17 protein-coding genes are annotated in these 22,972 nt (G+C 51.8%); 2 read left to right on the plus strand and 15 right to left on the minus strand.

What is annotated here, in order from left to right:
• From cas1 to cas4, 3 genes are all read right to left on the minus strand, one after another.
• The coding region (cas1, locus tag FP815_03235; GenBank protein MBA3013950.1) for a CRISPR-associated endonuclease Cas1 at window positions 1–661 on the minus strand (661 nt) is incomplete at its 3' end.
• Window positions 662–704: 43 nt separating this feature from the next.
• Window positions 705–1,721, minus strand: coding sequence for a Fic/DOC family protein (locus tag FP815_03240; protein ID MBA3013951.1), 1,017 nt, complete (start codon window positions 1,719–1,721; stop codon window positions 705–707).
• A 36-nt stretch (window positions 1,722–1,757) separates the two neighbouring features.
• Complete coding sequence (gene cas4, locus FP815_03245) at window positions 1,758–2,471, minus strand: CRISPR-associated protein Cas4 (GenBank protein ID MBA3013952.1); 714 nt, start codon at window positions 2,469–2,471, stop codon at window positions 1,758–1,760.
• A 37-nt stretch (window positions 2,472–2,508) separates the two neighbouring features.
• On the opposite strand from cas4, the gene FP815_03250 reads away from it, so the two are divergent.
• Both FP815_03250 and FP815_03255 read left to right on the plus strand, forming a co-directional pair.
• Window positions 2,509–2,772, plus strand: coding sequence for an AbrB/MazE/SpoVT family DNA-binding domain-containing protein (locus tag FP815_03250; protein ID MBA3013953.1), 264 nt, complete (start codon window positions 2,509–2,511; stop codon window positions 2,770–2,772).
• Entirely contained in the window at window positions 2,759–3,148 is a 390-nt protein-coding gene (locus tag FP815_03255) for a type II toxin-antitoxin system VapC family toxin (GenBank protein ID MBA3013954.1), read from the plus strand. The genes FP815_03250 and FP815_03255 overlap by 14 nt, the downstream gene beginning before the upstream one ends.
• Window positions 3,149–3,218: 70 nt before the next feature.
• Here the strand turns inward: FP815_03255 and FP815_03260 are convergent, their stop codons facing one another.
• The 12 genes from FP815_03260 to FP815_03315 form a co-directional block, all read right to left on the minus strand.
• A complete protein-coding gene (locus FP815_03260; GenBank protein ID MBA3013955.1) occupies window positions 3,219–4,361 on the minus strand; it encodes a DUF1016 domain-containing protein in 1,143 nt (380 codons plus the stop codon).
• A 22-nt stretch (window positions 4,362–4,383) separates the two neighbouring features.
• Window positions 4,384–5,292, minus strand: a complete 909-nt coding sequence (gene cas7c, locus FP815_03265; GenBank protein ID MBA3013956.1) for a type I-C CRISPR-associated protein Cas7/Csd2 — start codon at window positions 5,290–5,292, stop codon at window positions 4,384–4,386.
• Between the two features lie 26 nt (window positions 5,293–5,318).
• Window positions 5,319–7,298 (minus strand): type I-C CRISPR-associated protein Cas8c/Csd1, encoded by a 1,980-nt coding sequence (cas8c, locus tag FP815_03270; protein MBA3013957.1) that lies wholly within the window; start codon window positions 7,296–7,298, stop codon window positions 5,319–5,321.
• Complete coding sequence (gene cas5c / locus FP815_03275) at window positions 7,285–7,986, minus strand: type I-C CRISPR-associated protein Cas5 (protein ID MBA3013958.1); 702 nt, start codon at window positions 7,984–7,986, stop codon at window positions 7,285–7,287. The genes cas8c and cas5c overlap by 14 nt, the downstream gene beginning before the upstream one ends.
• A gap of 10 nt (window positions 7,987–7,996) precedes the next feature.
• A complete protein-coding gene (cas3, locus tag FP815_03280; protein MBA3013959.1) occupies window positions 7,997–10,432 on the minus strand; it encodes a CRISPR-associated helicase Cas3' in 2,436 nt (811 codons plus the stop codon).
• A gap of 217 nt (window positions 10,433–10,649) precedes the next feature.
• Complete coding sequence (locus FP815_03285; GenBank protein ID MBA3013960.1) at window positions 10,650–11,597, minus strand: WYL domain-containing protein; 948 nt, start codon at window positions 11,595–11,597, stop codon at window positions 10,650–10,652.
• Between the two features lie 157 nt (window positions 11,598–11,754).
• A complete protein-coding gene (locus FP815_03290) occupies window positions 11,755–13,485 on the minus strand; it encodes a hypothetical protein (GenBank protein ID MBA3013961.1) in 1,731 nt (576 codons plus the stop codon).
• A 23-nt stretch (window positions 13,486–13,508) separates the two neighbouring features.
• The gene (locus tag FP815_03295; GenBank protein ID MBA3013962.1) at window positions 13,509–14,582 is read right to left on the minus strand and encodes a hypothetical protein; all 1,074 of its coding nucleotides are present in this window, start codon (window positions 14,580–14,582) and stop codon (window positions 13,509–13,511) included.
• A 320-nt stretch (window positions 14,583–14,902) separates the two neighbouring features.
• A complete protein-coding gene (pyrE, locus tag FP815_03300; GenBank protein MBA3013963.1) occupies window positions 14,903–15,460 on the minus strand; it encodes an orotate phosphoribosyltransferase in 558 nt (185 codons plus the stop codon).
• A 227-nt stretch (window positions 15,461–15,687) separates the two neighbouring features.
• On the minus strand, window positions 15,688–16,572 hold the full coding sequence (locus tag FP815_03305; protein ID MBA3013964.1) for a DUF4438 domain-containing protein: 885 nt from the start codon (window positions 16,570–16,572) through the stop codon (window positions 15,688–15,690).
• Window positions 16,573–16,736: 164 nt separating this feature from the next.
• Complete coding sequence (gene bamA / locus FP815_03310; GenBank protein ID MBA3013965.1) at window positions 16,737–18,908, minus strand: outer membrane protein assembly factor BamA; 2,172 nt, start codon at window positions 18,906–18,908, stop codon at window positions 16,737–16,739.
• A gap of 180 nt (window positions 18,909–19,088) precedes the next feature.
• Entirely contained in the window at window positions 19,089–22,898 is a 3,810-nt protein-coding gene (locus tag FP815_03315) for a hypothetical protein (GenBank protein ID MBA3013966.1), read from the minus strand.
• Window positions 22,899–22,972 lie beyond the last annotated feature (74 nt).

Consider the following 22,972-nt stretch of genomic DNA (forward strand, 5'->3'; position numbering starts at 1 on the left):
AGGCCGAACGAACATCATGCATCAACAAGGTGTACAAAAACGAGAGCAAGGCATTCATTTTGTCAAGAGGCGGCCGCCGACTTCGTTCCCGAAAAAAGAAATCCTCCTTCTGGGCAACGATGAGATGATCAAACACTGAAAAATACTGGCGGGCCGCATCCCCTTCCACACCCCGCACCGAGTCGAGGACGGTAGTCTTCATTAGCATAGATAAGCTTGATTCGTGGGCATTGACAGCGGTCTTAACCGCAGTGCCACCATCAATATCTGAATGATCCCGCAAAACCCGCTGCAAAGAAGTCCGGCAATTGGCAACCTTGGCCATGACCACGGCTCGAGCGATTTCTGCCGATTTATCAGGGTCATCAGCCCACCGATACTGTTGACGTCGAAGCAAGACATTACCGGACACCGGCCCTTCGATCCTGGCCAGGAATTTCCCGTACTCGGTGAGAAAGGATATCCTGACCCCACGCTCGGCACAGAACCCCATAAGAAACGGGCTCATCATGACATTACCGAAACAAACCACACCCGCCAGAGTATGAATCGGCAATCGTAACCGCACCTCACGCTCCACATTGACGGTAATCGTCTCCCCCTCTTTGTTGAGGTAGGCTCCCTGACTGGTGACATAAAGGGTGTTGAGCAGCTTCTTCATTGCACTGATACTCCAAAGCACATTAACAGGACCATGGTTACCCTTATTCGGAAATAAGATTGACGATCAGCCGAATGAGCAAATCCTTGTTCGCAGGCTCACTTGCCGCAGTGAGCAAGGCCAATGCGACGAGGGTCTTAGTGTCAAAATGATGATTCACCAACAGCCCGTTAATTTTTAAAAAATAGAGAAACAGAAAAGAGCCAATCCGTTTATTCCCGTCAGTAAAAGGATGGTCCTTGATGACGAAATAAAGCAGGTGGGCTGCCTTTTCCTCAACACTCGGATACAGGTCTTGACCACCAAAAGTCTGATGCAAGGCGCCAATGATACCGACGAGTCCATGACTACGCTCATTACCGAAAAGGTCGGTCGCCTCCCCACGCCCGCTCAACTCCTGTTTCAATGTAGTTATGGCCGCCCTTACCCCTTTAATCTCTAGGCCCACATTCCCACCGATGCAAGAGGCAGGAAGCGGCAAGCGATCCTCGTCATATTGAAGGAGGAGTTGCCACGTCCGAGCGTATCGTGTGACAATCTCCAACACAGCCCTTCCCTCATCGCTGACCAAGTTGTGCTGTTCCAGAGTAAGGGCCAACAATTCTAACACTCTCTTGATCTCGTCCGAGCCCTGCTCCGCGAGCCGCCGCTGATTAAGGGAATAGCCTCGCACTAAATGATCCTTCAAGATTCTGGTGGACCAGATGCGGAATTGAGTACCACGTTTCGAATTGACCCGATAACCAACAGAGAGAATTGGATCGAGGTTGTACCATTCAATTAGTCGGGTAACATTATGCCCACCTTCACTTTGAACTGTTGCCTTTTTTGCAACAGTTGTCTCCCTTGGCACCTCTCCTTCACGGAAAATATTACGTAAGTGGCGTGAAATAACGGATTTATCCCTGCCAAAAAGGTCTGCTATCTGGTTCAGAGTTAGCCAGACCGTCCCGTCCTTGAGGTGGACATCGATATCCGAGCTACCATCCTCGGATTGATATAGAATCACTTCTCCGTAATCGGGCACCAATCCTGCGTTCTGGTTTTTCTGATGCGTCATTATTTCTCTCCTTACTCCTAACCTGACCACTCTCGACTATTTTTTTGCAACCCCTGACGTTGCCAGCATCCGCGATACATATGTGCGAACATTTTTGCCAGCCCCAGCCACCTTAGGTAAGCAAAGTTCAATAAGCGAACAACTATCGCATTTCTTCTCATACCGGGCAGCCGGCGTTATTCCGGACCGAATCAGTTCATGCAGACGACTTACTGCATTTCTGGTTACACCCCGAAGGCGATCATCAAATACCACGGCCAATCGCCTACGCGGCTTACCGTAATACATCGCTCCTTCCGGCACCTCTAGCCCCAACATCTCCTCTAAACACAAGGCCTGAGCGCATATTTGCACCAAATCGCAGTCATCCATCTTCGGCTTACCCCGCTTGTACTCCACAGGAAACGGTCGCCAGATCACAGCGCCATCCGGCCCGCCCTCATCTTCCCGATGAAATTCCACCGCATCCGCCTGTCCCGAAAGCCCGAGGATTAAAGATCGAACCGGCAGACTGAATACAGTGCGAATCCGACCACGGGACGCCTGACCCACCTCGTCCACCCGTTCGTGCAAGTGATGCCCCTCGATGGTCAAACGATTCTCCGCCCATAACTGCTCGATATGAATAAGGGCACATTGCCGCTCACAGAATAAAAGATGCTGAAGGGCAGAAAGCGGAATAAGATCATCCTCGCTAAACGGGCCAACCGCTTCGACTGCTGCTTCTTGACAGATGTCGTGTTTTGCCATATTCTGATCTTACCAATTTCTTACCATGGAGGACACCATGCCAACAACCAGCCTCTCAAGTAAAGGTCAAGTCATTATCCCCAAGCCAATCCGGGCCTTGCACAACTGGCACCCAGGCCAGAAACTCGAAATCATTGATACCGGCGACGGCATCCTTTTGAAAGCAGCCACCCCGTTCACCGCCACGACCCTTGATCAGGTCACCGGCTGCCTGCCCCACCATGGCCCAGCCAAAACCATCGAGGAGATGGAAGAAGCCATCCGCCATGGGGCCAAGGAGACGAACCGTGACCGCGGTTGATACCAACATCCTGGTTCGCCTGCTCACCGGCGACGATCCTGCTCAATGCCAAAAGGCCCGCCAGATTTTCGAGCGCCATGAAGTCTTCATCCCCGACACCGTGATCCTGGAAACCGAATGGGTGCTGCGCTTCGCCTATCAATTCACCCCCGCCACCATCAACAGCGCCTTCACCAAACTGCTGGGCCTGCCCAATGTCAGCATCTCCCGACCCGACCTGATGGCCAAGGCCTTGGAGTGGCACCAGAAAGGTTTGGACTTTGCCGATGCCCTTCATCTGGCCGCAAGCCAGGAACACTCTTCATTTTTGACCTTTGACACCAAACTGGTCAAGAGGGCCAAAGGGATTTCCGGGTGTCGAGTTGAGTTGCCGTAAGGCATGGCGCTGCTGGATAGGACGGTCAAGGGAGTAAGTTTGCTTATGCCCAAAATCCATCGATAAATGGTCATTTACTAGCAACACCGCCATCAACCAATGCCCTGCGAGTTCTATCAATTTCGGCCACCAAGATTTTCTCGTCCGGCAACACCATCTTATACTCTGCTGCTAGCACCTTGTTCGTCAATCCTTCCAGGGCATAGCGAGCTAGGGCGTGATCTTTTTCCGCGCAGAGAATAAGCCCGACCGGCGGGTTTTCATCCGGGTGGGTCCAATGTTCCTTGGCGTAATTAAGATACATATGCATCTGTCCGGCATCGGCATGGGTGAATTTACCGAGTTTAAGATCAATCACGACCAGACAGCGAAGACGCCGATGGTAGAAAAGGAGATCGACCCGATACCATGAATCGCCGATCCGCAAACGACGCTGCCGACCTACGAAAGTAAAATCCCCACCCAGTTCCAACAGAAACGATTCCAAGTGGCGGATTAACGCCTCCTCCAGATCGCTTTCCGAGTATTCATCTTTCAGCCCCAGGAATTCCAGCACCAATGGATCACGAATCTCCTCTTCCGGGGTAACGTCATCTTCCGAACATGGCGTTTCACTTTTTTTCAGCATAGCCGCCTTGTTGCGGGAAAGAGCTGTCCGTTCAAAAAAGAGGGAAGATATCTGACGATCAAGTTGACGAACACTCCAACCACCGCGCAAAGCCTCGGCCTCGTAAAAAACGCGGGCTTCAGGACTTTTCACCGACATGAGACGAACATAGTGGGACCAAGGGAGAGGGAAGCGGCTCGCAAGATCTTGAGAGGAATATTCCGCAGATGATGCCGGCAGAGTTAGCTTACTACCGGGATCACCCTCGTAGGTCAATTTCGCAGACGGTGTCTGCAAAATCTGCCAACCAGAATAAAACAATCGCATCTGCCCAAGGTTCCTTTCCGAGAACCCCCGGCCAAACCTGACAGTCAAATCGACAGACAAACGCTTAAGCAAGGCACTGCCATATTCCGCCCTGACTTCTCCGCCCTGCTCGTACTCCACAATCCGCCGACCAATCTCCCAGTAGGTGGCAATCATGATCGTATTAACTGCACGCATAGAAGATCGGCGGGACTGCTCCAACAACCCGGCTAGGTCGGAAAGCATGGCGGAATAGCCGGGGGGTTGAGGTGGGCTGGTTTTGTGAGGCTTCTTTGGCATAGGAGAATCCATTGGAATTGTATTAAATTCCGTCAATTATTTCCGGCTCTAGCCCATTTATCTCGACCAGCGAAATCAATTTATCGAGGTCGTCAGTCTCATGGACGGTCAGGCTTCTATGCACCTTGGCTGACGAAACCTGGCCACTTGGGCTATTATGTTCCCACCAGACCACCTTTAAGACTTCCATGCTCCCTTCGGGACGAGCAGACGAAGCGTCGTTCTCAAACAATCTTGGCAAAACTGCTTTAATAGATTTCGCGTCGTCATCACTGAATCCTGTTTTGACGGCCAGTTGCGGGTTCATACTGCCATAAAAAACGTATAGACCTCGATCTACGCGATGCTTCATTCCCATGGTATCTGAGCCACGCTTGGTACCATCTCCCTCCCCACTGACACTCTTGGTAATCTGGGTACTGGTCACATTTACAGGCGATATGCTAAAAGCAGATTGCACACTTACCGGTCCGCGAATACCTATAGAAACTCCCTTATCGTCGGCTGTTCCTTCACCTTCTTTGCTTTTTGCCTTCTTCCCCCCTGATGCCTTAAAAGCAAAAAGCTGCCCGAAAGCCCGCACATCAAGCCAAGTTTCACACGCTTTCTTAGCAATTGCCTCCGCTCCTTTAGTGCCAGATAGCACTGCATCAGCACGAGATTTAAGGCTACTGTAGTTATCCATCTTGCTGTCATCCGACTGAACAAAAATCGGACATAATTCCAATTCTTTTCCATCAGCCACCACTGTTACCTTTGGCTGTGTCTCCATCAACCGATTCCGTATCTTACGCTTAATGCAAACATCCGAGACCTCGCCATTCCCTTCATAAATAGTACGGGGGCGATTCCCGTTCAGAGGATCACCATTGGGGTTGGCGTTGACGACTTTAAAAATAACCGCAAAATCAATCTTTTTCGAAAGGCTCATATCATTCTCCTTACATCTCTAATAAGTTATTCTTCTGTATCTTCGGATTCATCCGTTGAATCAACTTGGTTGTGGCTGGACTGAGGTTTAAGCGCCGACCGTTGGCAATGGTAGCCAAGCAGGAATTCGCCGGTCAATCGCATATCAGAAACAAAATCATCTGTTGCAAAAAGGCAACAAACGGCATCAATTTCTTGCTGCATCGCATGAAGAAAACCTGGACGCTTGGCACCCAATCTGACTTTGTAAGGGGTCAGGCCAGTTTCTAAAATACGCCATGTTGAGAAAGGATGATCGGCAAAGCGTTGCATCAATTTCTCCGCTCCTGTTGCCCTGTGCTCACCACCCAAATACAATGCCCGTCCCTCCAGGTGCTCGGCCAAGGCCAACAGGCGACCGTAAAGGTAATCTCTACTGTTTCGTTCTTGATCCAATGCCATACTGTACTCCTCCTTTTCGTTCAGCTTTTTATATAGCGCACATGCAATACCAAGAGCTTTTTCCCATTGCCAATATTCGATACCATTCCTATTACTCGCCCTTCTAATACAGGATTCCACAATATCACGAGGAATTGATGCGCCATCAACCACACAGGGAAGCAGCCTTTCTATCGTCGACTTTCTCAATTTATCATCTATTCGCCAGCCAAAGGCGACCTCAGCAATATCACGGGGAGCAGGCGCACCGAAGAATATACGGTCCTTGCCAAAATACTGCTGCCAACAGCAGCCGGTATGCCAAGCCTCAATTCGTGCAAGAAACTCAGAGCCTAACATCTCCCGGTAATAACTGATCGCCATCCGCCCTGGTGTGGCGGAGTCAAGGCCGATAACAACAATATCATCGGTTGTTCTTAGATGAGCTCTATATCCTGCCATCTTCTTTGACAATGCTATGCCAACTGCTTGGGCGGTATAACCAGTTTTCGAGAGAGGCGGGGCTTGCTCATCTCCAGACAAAAGCGCAAAGGTATCGACTAGGGGGTCAGGAATATCAACTCCGGACACGGCCCAAGCCACTACAGCCAATGCCGGCTTAGTGCTTCCTTCATCCTTCACATATTCGACAAAGCCTTGTCGCGCAATTAGCCAACGCAAGGCACTATGCGCCTTTTGTGTTACATCGAAACTAATGCAGCAAGCCTCATCCGCTGATGTAAAACGACCAAGAAATGTGTATCCTACAGTATCATTTGATGAAATAAGCTTTGCACCATCCCCACCATTCCGAATTTTTTTCGGATGCTGGGCTGCAAGAAACTGTTCTTTACCTGTCACATAACAAACCCCCTTATTCGACTTGAGGCTACCATAGAAATCACTCCAAGATTGCCACAATGAAGGGTCTTCCCATGTTGTTGTCGCCAGTACCTCCGGTTCTTCCACAATCCATCGGACAAAAGCATCACCTTGGCAGGGCTTCTTTTGTCCTTTTTTATCTACCCCTCCAGGGAGGATCTTAAATATTGCAGGGGATGATCCATTTGCTGTCCACTCATTCAGTAATTCATACATCATTTCTAAACTTGACTTAACATGAAGTACACCGACGCTTACAAGATCAGATATAAGCGTCTTCTTTTTTACATACCGCAGAATCGCTGAAACTTTACGGTGGCAGTAGGCTGACTCATTCCATATCGATAACTGCTCAACATATTTATTGTGTGGTTCTCTTGGCTTTGCTGAAAAACCACAGGTAACTTCGCCTCCGAAATCAGTAAAATCACCAGCAATATACTGTAATTTGTCGCAAAGAGGATGGCAAACCGGCTTCTGCCCAGTCCTTCCAGACGACTCTTCTGATGCAGGGACAATTGTCATTGCATCAGACTTCGGCACAATCTCAGCCGCAATAAAATTTCCACTTCCATCAATGATAACTGCGACATGTGCGTTCTGTGTGGTATGACAAATCGGCAACAAAGGACTTTTATCATTACGATTACCAATGAAATTCCTATTATTCTCATACGTCTGATACAGCTTCTCAATCCAGCTCATCGCATAGCCCCTCCTCTTGGAGCCCAACCGAACTCGGTGGCCTGGGTATCATTTCCCGCACAAACTTACGTACCGTACAATCTTCCGGTCTGGGAAAGGTCACAATCCCATCCTGCATAACCGGTCGCCAAAATCGACTGTGCAACTCGTTGTTCCCAGTCTCGTCTGGATAATCAAAGCCGTGAAACATAAGTCCATAGGCTAGTTCTCCACAATCGTCGTATGGCCCATCGCCTTCGCCAAAAACGCAGGGCTCCACATAGCCCTGACACTCCCGTGTGCCAAGAAAAATGTCTTGGCGACCGCCTTTCTCAATCATGCGCTGAGCAACACTGAAATGCTTACCGTCAATTCGGTCTTGGCCCATATCCGCTCGATGTCGATTCCATTCAAAGTGCGCCTGTACTTGGTACTCGACATCGGCCAAATATGTATAAATGGCCAGTGAGTTGCCTCCATTGAAAACTAACGGCTTCATGCTCTTCGACTGGGTTCGTATGCGCCGAGTGATCCTAACCTTGTCGATAACCCAGATAAAGGTCGGCTTCCAATAGATCGACTTGGCTATCCCCTTTAACGCCTCGTACGTTGGAATATGATACGAACATTTTTCCCCGCCTATTTTGGTTAACGGGTCGGTGAAGAGCGCAAAACGCCCAAACACCTTAAAGTCAATCCGATTCCTCATTTACACCTCCTTATCCGATGAGTGTCTTCATATCCGAGACTTCTTCCATACTAACACCAAACTCTTCACAGTAATGCCGTTCATCAAGGTAAAAAATCCCACTACCCTCCCAAACTTCGAGTACCCGCCATTCATCCTTCAACTTCGCCATTTCGTAAGGAAACAAGTTAACCGAATATCGTTGTGCTACCTTCAACAATCTTGCTTTATCTTCAAAACAAGCAACTGAAAGCTCGTCGATAATCCGCCCTCCTTCCCCGTATGGCACAATCACTCCCTCAGTCGGGGAGTCGATGGCTCTGAATGCCTTAGCAGCACTCGTAAATGATTGCCGAAGATGAAGCGATGGAGCTTGCTTGTTGACCCTTGTGTGCTCGGCAACGGAACCAGTGTTGACAGAAAGCAGGTTAAGGAGATCATCATCTCTCCCAAAATCTACCTTTTTGACAGGAAAGGCCATCTCATGGGCACGTTGAAAAAAATAGTAGTGGTAGTAACGCTCCATCGCTTTTGGACCCTGCAAATCATGGTCGAATACTTCCGGCTCATCATGATATTCCCGCAACACACGCTTTGTTATTTTCTGAGCCAACCTGATTTCTGGCAGTTTATCCAAACCCTCATTTTCCGGATTAACAATCAAAACCCTCCCTGTCCCCCTAAGTCCATTGCGGTTGCAACGTCCAGCGGCTTGGGCTATAGAGTCGAGCCCAGCCATAAAACGAATTACCGATCCAAAGTCAACATCCACTCCAGCTTCGATCAATTGGGTGCTGATACAAATTACTGGCACGGTACTCTTCGGATCAAGGCAAGCTTTGATCGTGTCGAGCACTTTTGTCCGATGGGCAGGACACATACTAGTACTCAGGTGATAGAGATGTTCGCTTTTTCCTTGCAAACATTGATACAATTCCCGTGCTTGTGCCTTCTTATTAACGATAACCAACACGCTCCCTGACTCACTAAGTTCTTGTAGTGTAGCTTCGGCAATCTCGTTCACCGTCCACCCTTCATTTTTGGTTCCGTCTTCAATGGTGGCACGGTGCAACTCCCGAAATAGCCCATTCACATCACCCATCATCTGACAGTCAGGGGAAATTCTCGCAGCTCCTTTTATTGCATCAACCTTATCAAGCAACGGCTGTGTCGCCGTGCAGAAAATAACCGTTGAACCACCCTGGCTGACCAGGAAATTTATCGCATTATTAAAGAGGTGTACGACACGTATTGGAATGGTCTGTATTTCGTCAAAAATGATAATCGCGTTGGCAAGTTGATGCAGACGCCGTACACCACGAGTGCCAGCGGCAAAAAGTGTTTCCAACAACTGCACGGCAGTAATGTATATGATCGGGGCATCCCAATTTTCGGCGAGCAGCTTACTTTCACTTGTATCATGCTCCGGAGTGAGGTTAGAGTGATGCTCTAATACAATTTGCCTGCCACTCTCTTCAAGAAATGCGAATATGGAACGAGCAACACGAGCATTTTGGTCTATAATCGAAGTGTAGGGAACAACGTAAATAATCCGGTCCATCTTGTATGTATCTGCATGATGCAGAGCAAAACGGAGGCTTGCTAGGGTCTTACCCCCACCGGTGGGAACAGTAAGCTGATAGAGGCCCCTTTGCCGACTCGCAAAGCGCAGACATGACAAAGAAATATCATCCCGAATCTTATCTATCGGCTTTTCGATCTTGAACCCAGCAAGATTGGCTTCAAAGACATTGATCAAAAGCGGCCAGCTCTGTTTTGATCTTGGTAGGCGCTCCGCCGAATTTAGGCGGTCTGCATCAATCAAGGTACTGAACAGAAATCTGGTCAAAAACCCAAGCAGGAATTGCCTGACCTCTAACGAATCACCAGAACCCCACAACAATTTAATCCTTGCTGAAAGCTGACTTTCCAACTCATTAGAGGCTATACATTTTTCCACTATGAGGCGAACATGTTCATCCAACAGTTGTTCAACTTCATCAAGATGGGTCTGCTCCTTCGGCTTCATCATTCTTTTATGGAATAAATCAGTGCCATCCGGCGAAAGGCTATCAATTACCCCTGAGCGTGAATGATGGGATGCAATACAAAGCGCCATAATATCTGAGGCAATCTGCCGGATTGGAACTTGTCCCCGATGCTTAAATATGTACTGCGCCCCGGCAGAAGAATGATCGATTTTGCCGCGCATTTCATCTGCGACAACATATTCCTCGTCGTCAGGTTTAATCCTCCCCTCCGCCGATTTAATATATGACTGAAAGGACTTAGAATATTTGCCAAGATCATGAAGCGCCCCCATCAGCTCACCGAATACGGACAAGCCTATCTTACCGGCAAATACCGAGGCTAAATCAGCAACACCAAGAAGGTGTTCATCCACACTCTGAGGAGTCCCATCTAATTTACGATATCGAGCAACAAATTGAGTAGATAAAATTTCCATCATGATACCTCGATCTAAAAACAACCACCGCCTGCTGGTACAAATACTCTTCAAACCAAACAATATGTGTGGTATATGAACGAAAAAAACAATCTGGTTCACAAATCAGTACATAATCACCTGCATAAAGAACATAGATTTTTCACGCTTTCGTTTTCACCCTAACACACCCACTAGCTCACATAGTGACCCACCCCCAACTTTTTTCTCAATCGCCTTATTTTTTTCGACCATACAACTCCACCACCCGCGCCGCTTCGGCTGCCACCTGCTCCCGCAGTTCATCCGGGGCGACAACCTCCACTTCACTGCCGTATTGCAAGACCTTCATCCGGATTTCTGTAAGGTTTGCCACCGGCAGGGAGAGGCGCAAGCCCCCATCCGGCAGAGGTTCCATCACCTGATCACCGTGCCAGAACTCATTACTGACGAATCTTGCCATGGTCGGGGAAAAGTGGAGAACCACTGTCTCCCGTGCCTCACCTTTGAAAATGCCGAAAGCAGCGGCAAGATAGTCATCCACCGAAAAACGATGGTGTCCTACCCGTTCCGCCAAGACCTCCAATTCTAAGATCCGGCTGAGTTGAAAACTGCGGGGGGCTTGGCGTTCCCGGCAATAACCGATCAGGTACCAAGCGCCCATGTAGTTGTGCAGACGATAGGGTTCGACCTCACGGCTGGTAATTGTACCGTTGCCGCCGGAGCGATAGGTGAAGACCACCACACGTCCTATCAGCATGGCCTCGGCCATAGTATCAAAGTTGGCGTTATCGCAGGTGGCGCAGCCCACGGTTTCAAAGGAGAAAATATTGACCAACGGCTGATCTTGGCCTGGAGTAAGCATGGCCATGAGTCGGGAGCGTAATTCAGTGAGACGGGGAGAGAGGACGAAAAGTTCAAGCTGACGGCAGACACCGGCCAAAATCAGGAGGTGGCTGCGATTAAACCAGAAGGAAGGAAGTTCAAAATCGGTATCGGTAAGGAAATAGCCTTGGCGGCGGGGATCATACTCAATATGAGCGCCAAGGCGGTCACGGAGGAAGGCGAGGTCTCGCTTGAAAGTACTAGGCGAGACCTCGAAGCAATCGAGAAATTGCTTTCGGCAAGGGAAGGCCTTGCGTTTCAGACGTTCATAAAGCCAATTGATTCGTTCGTAACCGGTCATTAGTACCAGCTACAGTTTATCCCTTATTATTTCAACTAAAAAGGCGGTGCCAGAATTGAACACCCCAGATTGATTAACCTGAAGTTTAAAGCCCCCGGAAACAGGAAATGCCGAAGAAACCGTTTGTTTAACGTCGAACAGACACTCTCCTAGCCCCTCATAATTTCACGCCCCGCAACAAGGATGATTTACCAAGTATCTCCTTCAACTCCTTGCGAAAGGCTGGATAACGGTTATAGCGGTTCTGATAATACTCACGCAGCAGGCTTTCCGCCTCCTGCCGACCGGAATGAATCCAGTGGGCCTCGGCCAAGGCGCACAGGATATGGGCGGCGCGGTCGTAGGCATTACGATGTTTGTTGGAAACAATATGGTTGACCCGTTTTTCACTGATACTTTGTGCCCAGCTAAAGTACCGGGCCAACTGCTCTGCCTCGAGCGAAATCAACGCCAGCCCCTTCCTGACTTCTTGATCCATGTCCGGAATACTTTCCCCCTCCCGGACCGAATCATGGAAGAAAATCCCGCAGCCCTCGGTATAACTCTTGAACAGTGAATCGATCAACCCCGTTTCGCGGCCACGGCCAATCAGAAACAATACTGCCGCGCACATCACAGCAGCCGGTGACCCTGATGACCAGCCCACTGGTTTTGCCTTTTGCGCCAGGACAAAGGCATCCTCAATTCTACCAGCCATGAGCAAGGTCAAGGCGAACAAATTTTCATCAAACATCGCTTGCTGCCGCTGTCTATTCAAAACGGACACAGCCCAGTCAAGCTCCTGTTCACGCACCTCTTGGCGTTCCGCCTCACCCACCAAGGCCAACAGGGCAAGGCTCGCGGGCATAGAGGCGAAACGTTGCCGCTTCCCCTCCAAAATTGCCATTGCATCCTGACAATGCTCACCGGCCTCAATCAGAAAATTGGCTACATTGCTCCGATCCTGACCTGCTGGAAGGGCCTCAAGTGCCTCGCGAGCCGCAGACATCAAGGCCGACCAGTCGCCACCCTCACTTAGTTGCCGACACCAATAAAGGTAGGCGAGAGGCTGCTTGTCCCGCCACTGCCTGGCCAGGGCAGCAAGCGCCTCAATACCACCAGCTATTGCAGCTGCTTCCAGACGAAGCCCTGCCAACCTTGGGCTCATAAATCCTTTAGCAGCAAGCGCCTTTGTCCATTGCGACAAAAAATCATCAAAATCAGGCAATTGACCAGATTGAGCATCGATCACATCATGCAGCGTAGGATAATCACGGGGACTCCCCTCCGCAAAAAGACGTCCCTGAGCCTCGACCTCCATCGCCTCCAGCATGGCGGACAGTCGTTCCTCGGAAGTAGTCAGTTCATAGACACATCGACAGTAGCGAGCCCGTGACTCCCGGAGGTCAACATCGATATCGATCCACCCGCCGTCATAACCCGCGGCGGTCTTTACCGCCTGAAACAGCCGGCCATAGACCGTTCGCGCATCGCTGCGAGAACCATGCAGGAAGATGCGATCTGCTTCAGCAAAACAGCTGACCAACTCTTCCTTATGTTCACGAGAAAGCGGATCAGCATCTTCGTCATAGCCATACCCCTCATCGCCATGGTAATCGTCCCAGAAAGAACCATCCTCGATGGATTCGACCCGTTGACAAATATCACGCTCCAGTTCCTCGATCTCTTTCAAAAATTGCTGAACATATCCGGGCTCAGCAACCGGTACGGCTTTTGGTTTCGATTCACCTTTTCTAATTTGGGCCAGAAAAGCGGCTCGATCTGACGCAGGAATGTCCGTGGCCCAAGCGAGTAACATGGCCACCAATTTTTCCTGGCTCATGGAACGACACAGGGCTTCAACGGTCTCAAGAAAAGGGCGCAGAGCCAATGTGGTGGTCTTTGCCATGTCACCGCACTCCAAGGAGTTCATCAATTGCCACTATCCTGGCTGACACCTTTGCTCAGCTGATCTCCCTGACACCGCTCCCTCTGGCTGGAAACAGCCTTGATGGCGATATCCTGAACCTTACCATAGGCCTTCTCAATCTGGGAGGAGAACTGATCAATCTGCTTCTTCTGCTCTGTCACCTGCCGTTCAAAAGCCTCTATCCGAGCGGCAAGCACATTTTTCTCCCCTTCATAGGTCTTGCGCAACAACTCTTCACTCCGGGCGGCATCGGAGGAGAGCCGCTCCGTGGTTTCCTTGACCGCTTTCTTAACGGCCTCATCAAGTTCCTTGGGGAATTTATCAACCTGCACTTCAAGGCTGACCAACCGCTTTTCCGCCTGCGCAACCTCAGCTTCCCGCTCCTTCAGTTCAGACTCCTTAGCCTGGACCTTTTTCTCGAACTCTTCCTTCTTCTGGGCCAGATCCCTTGCCAGACGGTCGGTTTCATCCTTCAAAGCATTGGTTTTCAGTTCCCGTTCCCGCTTCAGGACATACTCATACTCTTCCAGTTCGCGACGACGAAGCTTCTCGGCCTGATCCTGCTGCTCCTTGGTTTTGGCCTTGTGTTCGGTCGATTCCTTGTCCCAAGCGGCTCGGGTGCTGGCGATCTCCTGCTCCAACGCATCCCGCCGCTCCGCCATCTGCTGCTCGAAGGCCTCGCGTTTCTGCTTCTGTGCCTCAAGCAAGGCGGCCAGAGAGTGGGCTGCCCGTTCGATTTCAAAAATATCGGCCAACTCTTTTTCCTTGGCAACGATAGCCTCTTTTACCCGACGATAGCCGCTGACCTGCTCATCAATCCGGGCGGCTATGTCGGCAAGCGCGGCATTAACCGTACTCTTCAGGGTGGCCACCTTGTCCCCAACATTAGCCGCGGCAATATCTTCAGCCACAGTCACCGCCTCCTGGACCCTCCGAACCTCCTTCTCCTTTTCCGGCCTCAACTCCTGACTGGCTCGCGATTCAAGCTGCCCAAGCAATTGATTATAGGCATCAAGTATTTCCTTCTTGGTGTTTGTCGGAGTCACCTTGGGCAGATCAACATCGTTCTTGCTCATTCCTTTCTCCTGTACTGTGATGTGAGATAAATTTATTAGGTGGTAGAGACTACTGAAAGAAGGCAGTAGCGTGGGTTACAGGTAGGCGGCCTAACCCATCAGACGACGGTGACGACAGGTAAAAGTCTGCACATATCGACACGACTATCAATCGTAGATCAGCACTGTATACCGGGCCAGGATCTCCTCAGTCTCTTCATCTAAACGATCAGCAACCTCATGAATCTGGAACTCGTGAGCACACTGCCGACAGCGCAACCGAATCCTCCTACAGGAGCGAACCACCTCGAGGGTACCCGGGCATTTTTTACATTGCATCACTATTCACCTAACAGTTCGGCGCGAGTAAAGATCGCGGTCAGCGGATAACCGGCTGCTGCCAGAGTCTCTTCACCGCCCTCCTGGCGATCGACCACGGTAATCACCATGCCAACCTTGTACCCTTGGTTTTCAACCCGCTCGATAACCTTGATCAGGGTGCCACCGGTGGTGACTACGTCTTCCAGCAGAGCAACCGTAGCGCCTGCCGGAATATTACTCTGACCCTCGATATAGGCCTCGGTGCCGTGCTTTTTCGTCTCCTTACGGACAATGAAGGCAGGGATTGGGGCCTTCTCCAGGAAGCTTACCAGGGAGGCTGCGGTAACCAAGGGATCAGCGCCGAGGGTCATGCCGCCCACAGCGCCGATTTTCTCGGAGTTATTGCGGATAGCTTCAAAAATCAGCTTACCGCATAGATACCCGCCCTCGGCATCGAGGGTGGTCTGTTTGCCATCGACATAAAAATCTGATTCGCGGCCGGAAGTCAGTTTGAAGGTGCCTTTGCGGTATGACTTCTGAAGAAGTATTTCTTTTAAACGCTGTTTATCCTGTTGCATGGAGCTCTCGTAGTTTAATTTATGTAAATGTTCGGGGGGAGATAGTAAGTTTTGGGGCTCGAGCTGAGCAGTTATTAATTTATTAAAGTGGCTCTAAACAATTTTCAACCGTTTTATTGGCCCGTTTACCGAAATGTCTTTTGATCCTGAGCCCTTCGGCTTCGCTCAGGGAACAGTCTCGCGATAATCGTTCCCTGGAGCCGAAGTGAAAGTGTTGGCTGCTCAGGCTAACAGAGCTTAGCGAAATAGTGCCGCAGATTGGCCTTGGCCTCGATCTTCGGAACAATGCGGCCATCCTTGGAACTCATCACCACCATGGCGCCGGGACCGTGACCGGCAAGCACGCAATCGGAGTGAACAATGATGGCGATCACCACCCCGCCGGTCTTGTAGATACGACCATAAGAGGCATCGGCATCGGCAATCGCCACCACATCACCCAGGCGCAGATCGTCAAGCCCGTACTCGGCAACAGTCGGTCCATCAAAGAGCTGAATGTCGTAATCACCACTGTGGCTGTGACTGGAACCGATGCCCGAGCCCATGATTCGCGCCGGAACCATGTGGGTCACCGGGACCTCCAGCCGACCATCCTTGGTCTTTTTGAGTTTCATCAGCTCGAACAGGGCGGGATCAAGGTTCATCACCCGGATCTCTGGAAAATCTACCGCCTGCAAGCCGCAGCCACGAGCCTTGACCTGGATCTTGTCACCAATCACCAATTGCTCCAGCACCTCGGGCTCAAAGTCGATCAATACATGCTCGATGCCGCCATGCTTGCCTGTGACGCGACCGGTTTTCCCTTTGGCATCGCCAGAAACCACGGTGGCCACGTTACCGGCACAGGAGAAGATGTTCAAGGCACGGTTAGGCCCTGGTTGTCCACCGACATCCTTAAAGTTACTAATGCTGACACCTGGCTCGACGTGATCGGCAAACCAGCCCCCAGCCAGATCTCCAATCCGCAGATTGTAAGTAATCCCGCCGACTCCGGGGTAGATCTCCGGCACCCCGTCCGGGGATACCCGGTAAGGGTTAATGCCGACTGACGGCGAGGTGATTTCGCCAATCACCGATTGGCAAATAAGTTTATCCTTGTTGGTCGCAATCATCGTCTGTCCTTACTGTTGTTCTGTTACGACGCTGGTTTGTGCCAGCGGCAGATGGTTGGGCATTATACCCGGATCGGCAGGTCCATTCAAGATTCTTGTCATTTCAGGGAGTGGTGGTGGATGCGCTGCGCTTATCCACCCTTCATTCATGGAGAAATCCCGCCCTAAAAGGCCATACCAATACTAAAATGGATAACGTAATCTTCTTCGTTGCGCTCCTCATCCGGTGAGGGGTTAAAGGCCCAATCCAAACGGGCTGGTCCCACGGGCAGCATGTACTGAAGACCAGTCCCCACGCCGCTGCGAAAATCAGTGAAATAATCGTTCCAGGTGGCGCTAATCAGATTATCAGCGTCGGAAGCCAGAGGTGAGGAACCGTCGACCCTGGTCCGATTAGGGGAGACGTTGCCCATATCCCAAAAAATCGACCATCCCAAGTCATCAGTCAGTTTTTTCCGCCACTCCACCGTATAAACCGAATACGCGGTTCCGCCCAAGGGGTCACCGCTATCATCCACCGGACCAAGCTTTGAGGCCTGAAAGCTCCGCACAGAACTCTCTCCGCCATTGAAAAACCGCTCGGCAACCGGAATAGACTGCTGATCAGCCGTGGGCAGAATCATGCCGGTCCTGAACCTAACGCCAAGGATTGACTCCTTGGAGAGGGGGTAAAAATAACGCACCCCGGTCACCAGGCGATTATAGGCAATCGTGCCGCCAAACTCAGGCCGAGCCAAGGCCAGAGAGACATTCCCCCGGTATCCCTGAGACGGGAAAAACAGATCGTCGCGGGTGTCCCTGGTCAACTGAAAAGAGAGCGCTGCGGTATTATAGTTTGTCGGCAACCCCTCAAGGTCAACATCGGGCAAGATATCGCTCACCACTTCCTTGCTATATAGATACCCCACATTGACGGTGACGTTCTTATGGATAATCTTTTGCAGATAGACATCGACGCCACTGCTTTCCATGGTAAATGCCGGTTCGGTACGGAAACGGTAATGAAAGGGCAGGCCCAAGGTGATATCGGTCCCCAGAAACCAAGGATCGCTCACCCCAAATTCAAGGCTTCGCCCTTTGGTTGAAAACAACGAGTCAACACGGAAAATCCGTCCGGTACCAAAGATATTACGATCCTTATATCCCGCCTTCAATCGTAACAACTCGTAAGACCCCCACCCCGGTTCAAGATACAACTCCCGCGCCTTGCGCTCCTCCACCTCAATCTCAACCGTTTTGTGGCCAGGAACCGCCCCGTCCACCAGCCTGAGTTCGACATTGGAAAAGAGTCCGGTCCCATAGAGACTGCCAAATCCTTCGCGTTTATCGTCTTGCCGATATTGTGCACCTGGCTCGAAATTCAAACGGCTGAGGATAAAGTCTGAGTTGGTCCGCTCGTTGCCGTCAACCCGGATCTCATCCACTATCACCTTGAGACCACTCTCAACCATAGCTTCAAGGTGGATCAAGCCTTGCGATTCAGCAATCGTCTCCTGAACCGAAACCGCGACATCGGCATACCCGGCATTGGCATAGGCATCTCGCAGCTTGGTCCTTAATACCAGTCTCTGCCTGCGCTGATAAACATGTCCCTCCATGGCCTTGACAATCTCAGAGACTGCATCGCCCAAGTCACCGGGCACGTCACCATGGACCGTCACATCTTTGAGGGTAAAACGCGGCCCCTCCTCGACAGCGATTGAGGCCACCATGTCGTCAGGCCTACCCTCCATCGGGCCAGGCTCCAATGCCTTGATCTTAACCTGCAGATACCCCTCCGCCAGATAGAGACTTTTAATGCTGTCGGCCAAAGAGGACATAGTAGCAGCGACATAAGGAAAAGTCCGCTGCCCTTTGATCTCGGCATCGACCACAGGATCCAGGGCAAGCAACCTCTCCCGGCCCAAGCCCTGATTGCCAACAAAGACAATATCCTTCAATACGGTTCGCGGTCCTTCCTGGACACGAAACACTACCTGGCGAGACTGCTCTTTGATCTCGTAATCGACAATCGCTGTGGCATACCCCTCATGACGATACTGTGTCTCAATCACGAAGGCGGCATCGTCAATGGCACTCGCGGCATACCCTTGATGGACAAAGGTATTAAGCTCCTCCCGGGCCGCTGCCAGCAGACTTTCTGTCTCCAATGTCTGATTCCCGGATACAACGATATCCCACCCCGGCTGCTTGTTTTCTGCTGAAGATGCGCCCTGCAGCATAGCTAGCAGCCCCCCGGAGCCAAATCCAGCCGCGGGCAAAGGTAGAACCACCACGGTCATCGCCATCAGGCAGACCGTCAGCAACCCTCCCATATGTTTTCCCAGTAGCGCCATGGTATCTGCTTGAAATTCCCTTGATAGCTCAACAACCGGTGGATGCGCTGCGCTTATCCACCCTACATTTTTTATCTTTCATCATAATGCGTAGGGTGTGCACCTGTCTTTGGTGCGCACCAACAGCAGGTGCACACCCTACATTTTTTATCCTTCATCATAGTCTTTTACTGATCAGCTTCAACGGAACCGGAACATTACACGGAGCCCGGCATTATAATAATCCCAGACATCTTTTTCCCCTGTCAGATAGATGGTCGCGTCTTGCTTCCAATCCATGTCAGCCAATTTGAAACGAGCATCCACCGTCGGTTCCCCCTGTAAACTAATGGCCCGCCCGACATCCACCTCCAACCGCTCAAGAAGTACAAACTCATCATCATCTTCACCTGAAAGCAACCTGGACAGCAACCCACGTCCGAAATAGACTGCAACAGATGACATGCCGCCACCGGAACCGCCGGTAACCGGCGGCCGACCGGCAAGGAGCAGCATCAACAAATCCTCGCTGGACAACGGAGGGGACGAGGAGAGGGTCACTTCCGGCTCGTCGTACACTCCCTTGACCTGAGCTGTGATGTCATAGCCCATCATCCGGCCGCTGGTCTGCACCTCGAGCGTAGGACGATCAGGCGCGTCATCACTAAAACGGATCAACCCCCTTTCCACATCAAGCCGCCCGGACGGAAGCGTGACCCGACCACTGTCGGCATAGATCACCCCACTCAGATACGGCAATTCTCCGGTGCCGCCCAGGATCAAGTCCGGGCGGAGTTCCCCTTTGAAAACATTGTTTGAGATCACCAAAGGCTGCGCCCCTTTAATCCGAACATTGAGCCGGGTATCCTTCAGCGGCGGGTCTGCAAACGAAAATAAAGTGATGGCCTCGTTGCCACCGGCACGCGTCCCTGGTTTGAACAAGGAGAGCCAATTGACTTTCTTGGTAACCCGACTGTCGGTCAGCAGCACTTCCCCGCTCAGTTGCGGCGCCTTGAGTGTTCCACCAAGGACAAGACTGCTATTAGCACGGACTTTCACCCCCTCTGCCCGATACAGCAGAAGATCCTTGCCGGTCATGCGCACATCCAACTCCGGGGCTGACGACGAGACACCCTTAATCGTTCCTGCCCCCTGGACCTGAGCCCCACCCAACGTTCCTGTGAGACTTACAATAGTCAGCTGATCATGCTCCAGTAAGGCCTGAAGACTTATGCCACGGGCCACCAACAGGCTATCCGTCCCCCTGACCGCCCCGTCCTTAAGGGCAAGATCCACCCGTACCTCGGGTTGAGTGAGCGGACCTTCCACAGCAAAAGATCCGGAAACACTCCCGCCTATCCGCCGCACACCAGACATCTTGGGGACCAACCACCGAAAATCTGCAATCGAATAACTCCCGGAGAGAGTAATCTGTCCCCGGGATTGCTCTCCTTGCTGAAGACCAATCAGGCCTGCCAAAGGCAGTTGACTGATAGCGCCGCTGGTTTTCACCGAAAGCCTTGATGATGTCAGCTCAAGAATCGAGAGCGCCAAGCGATCCTCTTCCACGGAAATCAGCCCATGAACGGTAAATGGCCCAGGAGGCGCCACGTGCAAACGGGATCCCGGCTTTACTCCGCTGGCATCAAACTGAATCTGCCCATGGGGATGATCCCAGGTCCCGCCAAGAGTAAGTTCCGCTTTGACCGCTCCGCTTTCAGCGAGCCATTCCGGAAACAACCGAGGGAGGAACCCGGCTTCGGGCATCACAACTTGGCCATTCAAACTTAAGGGGTGAGACAACAGGGATAGACCGTCCTTACCCAGAGCCAAAGGCAACCGGCCGGTGAGGGTCACCGCCTGGCCATTATCACCTAATTCGCACTGCCGAATCCACACCCCTTGCTGGTTAAGCGAGAGATCAAAACGTCCGGAGAGGGCCAAGGGCGCGCCAGCGGAGGTAAGTTCCAGAATGGTGCCCTGCCAGCGCCACTCAGGCTGTGACACGCTGCCGCTAAGCCCCACAGTGAAATCCATCCGCTCGAATCCGACATCCTTGCCCCACAACTGGCTCACCAATCCGGTATCACGAACCCTCTCCCCGACTAAGGACAATCCCCCCTTGCCGCCCAGAGCGCCACTCAACCGGAAGGCCCCCACTTCCCCGGACAACTCAACAGGTGTCCCCACAGCGATCATATCCGTCGACAGCGTCACGCTTCCCGGTCGCTTTAAAGTGAGATCCTGTCCAAGATAAGAGAGATTGAGAGCATCAAGGCCGATCTTGAACGACCGCCACCCGGCAGCAGGCGTCACCCTACCAACTGCATCGACATCCAAGGCATCGTTGATGCGCCCTGTCAGATGCCGGACAAACCATCCGTCCGGAGCTAAGTCAAGATTCACCTCCGCCCCGGCCACCCGCACGCCGTCTATCACCCAGTCTCCCGAGGCCGTGATCTTGCCCTTTAATTGCGAAAACTCCCCGGCCAAGGATGCTGTCCCGGTAAACGGTCCGCTCAACTGAAAATCACGGGTACGATCTCTGGGCAGATACTCCTTCAATTCAGCAATGATAGCAGATACCTTAGTCGCCAGCAGGCCGCCCTGATCCAGATCAATTGTTCCCTGCCAGGTAAGCCGGTCCCGCTCTCTGTTCTCGGCCAGGACATCAAGCTCCAGACGATCCTTGGTCCACGCAAGTTCCCCCGAGACCTTGGCCAGGGAGACACCGAGCAGGGACGCGCCAGTAATTGTCACTCGGCACGGCAGATGGGGATCAGACAACGTCCCGGCAAACTCGCCCTTGCCAGTAACCGTTCCACCGGTAGCCGGCCAATCCTCCCAAAAATAGTGCACAACCGCCGAATCGCTCAAATCGGCCTGCCACTGAGCCGACCAAGGAACTGCCATCCAATCGCTCGTATCAGCCGACAGGTCGAGTAAACCATCTTTCAGGCTAAGCTGACCGGACAAACCGGCAACCTGTGCCTGGACCACCCGAAGCTGATTAGCGTCAAGAGTCACCTCCGCCGACACTCTCTCCAGACCAAGCGCCTGCCAATGATCAAGAATTGGGGCAGACCATGATGGCGGCAAGGTCTCAATATCCACCATCAGCACCTGGGCCTTGGCACGGCTCAATGCAAGCTGCTCAAGCCACGATTTCACGCCAGCCTCCGGAATAATGGTCTCCCCGTCACTCAAGGTAATCTTACTGCCGTTAATCGAGAGACTCAAGCTATCGACAAAGGCCTTCTGGTCATCAGCCCGGGCCTTAACCTCGAAATGATCAATAACAACCCCCTCCCAGGAGCCGTTCCTGAGCGATGCCGTAACAGAACCGGCCAGGGTTTCCGGATGACCGATAGCCATCGTCATCTCGCCATCGGCAGTAAGCTGCCCACTGAGCGGCGGCATAACCCCAGCCGCCTCGGCAAGCTCCTCAACATCCCCCTCTGCCAGATGAAATGAAACCTTGGCCTGCTGATGCTCGATACTTCCCTGCACCCGCCCTCTGCTCTGGAGAAGATACAGCTCTGTCGCAAAACGCAGACCCTGGGCATCGGTCTCCAACAAGCCATCTTTAAGCAGCGTTTTCCCGGCAAAAGAGACCTTTGGCACCTCAAGGCGTCCACGACGATAGCGAAGCGAAAGGGCGACCGCCCCTTCCTGCCGGGGCAACCCGGCGCCAGCCACAACCAGTTGCTCCGCGTTAAGTGTCAGTTCATAGGGAACCCGGCTTAACGGCAGATGCAGCGGCGCCACCAGAGCAATGCCTCGGCCACTGACCATGACCCCATCTGAGGCAGTGATATCAAGAGAACCATTATTCACCCGAAGGGCCGGAAGAATCGGCAGGCCAGGGAGCTCCAAATTTTCAGAAGAAGAATCACTCGTGGGAAGGACGCCGGTAATCGCTGGCGAATCAATGGCGATGGAGAATTGTGGCATCAGCGAAGAGAGCCCGCGCCACGGCAATATCCCGGCAAGAGAGTAGGACAGGGTCACAGAAGGAATTCTCCCCTTCAGACAGGCGCTCTCTTGACAATACTCAAACGTGAGCTGAGTAAGACGCAATCGGG

It is taken from the genome of Desulfobulbaceae bacterium (genome assembly GCA_013792005.1).
In the GTDB taxonomy this organism is placed as follows: domain Bacteria; phylum Desulfobacterota; class Desulfobulbia; order Desulfobulbales; family VMSU01; genus VMSU01.

Coding starts and splice junctions, on each gene's coding strand:
- FP815_03285 (MBA3013960.1), bottom strand. CDS start 11,597: ATGACCGGTTACGAACGAATCAATTGGCTTTATGAACGTCTGAAACGC.
- FP815_03305 (MBA3013964.1), bottom strand. CDS start 16,572: ATGATTGCGACCAACAAGGATAAACTTATTTGCCAATCGGTGATTGGC.
- FP815_03290 (MBA3013961.1), bottom strand. CDS start 13,485: ATGGCAAAGACCACCACATTGGCTCTGCGCCCTTTTCTTGAGACCGTT.
- bamA (MBA3013965.1), bottom strand. CDS start 18,908: ATGGCGCTACTGGGAAAACATATGGGAGGGTTGCTGACGGTCTGCCTG.
- FP815_03250 (MBA3013953.1), top strand. CDS start 2,509: ATGCCAACAACCAGCCTCTCAAGTAAAGGTCAAGTCATTATCCCCAAG.
- cas4 (MBA3013952.1), bottom strand. CDS start 2,471: ATGGCAAAACACGACATCTGTCAAGAAGCAGCAGTCGAAGCGGTTGGC.
- cas3 (MBA3013959.1), bottom strand. CDS start 10,432: ATGGAAATTTTATCTACTCAATTTGTTGCTCGATATCGTAAATTAGAT.
- FP815_03260 (MBA3013955.1), bottom strand. CDS start 4,361: ATGCCAAAGAAGCCTCACAAAACCAGCCCACCTCAACCCCCCGGCTAT.
- cas8c (MBA3013957.1), bottom strand. CDS start 7,298: ATGAGCTGGATTGAGAAGCTGTATCAGACGTATGAGAATAATAGGAAT.
- FP815_03240 (MBA3013951.1), bottom strand. CDS start 1,721: ATGACGCATCAGAAAAACCAGAACGCAGGATTGGTGCCCGATTACGGA.
- cas7c (MBA3013956.1), bottom strand. CDS start 5,292: ATGAGCCTTTCGAAAAAGATTGATTTTGCGGTTATTTTTAAAGTCGTC.
- cas5c (MBA3013958.1), bottom strand. CDS start 7,986: ATGAGGAATCGGATTGACTTTAAGGTGTTTGGGCGTTTTGCGCTCTTC.
- pyrE (MBA3013963.1), bottom strand. CDS start 15,460: ATGCAACAGGATAAACAGCGTTTAAAAGAAATACTTCTTCAGAAGTCA.
- FP815_03295 (MBA3013962.1), bottom strand. CDS start 14,582: ATGAGCAAGAACGATGTTGATCTGCCCAAGGTGACTCCGACAAACACC.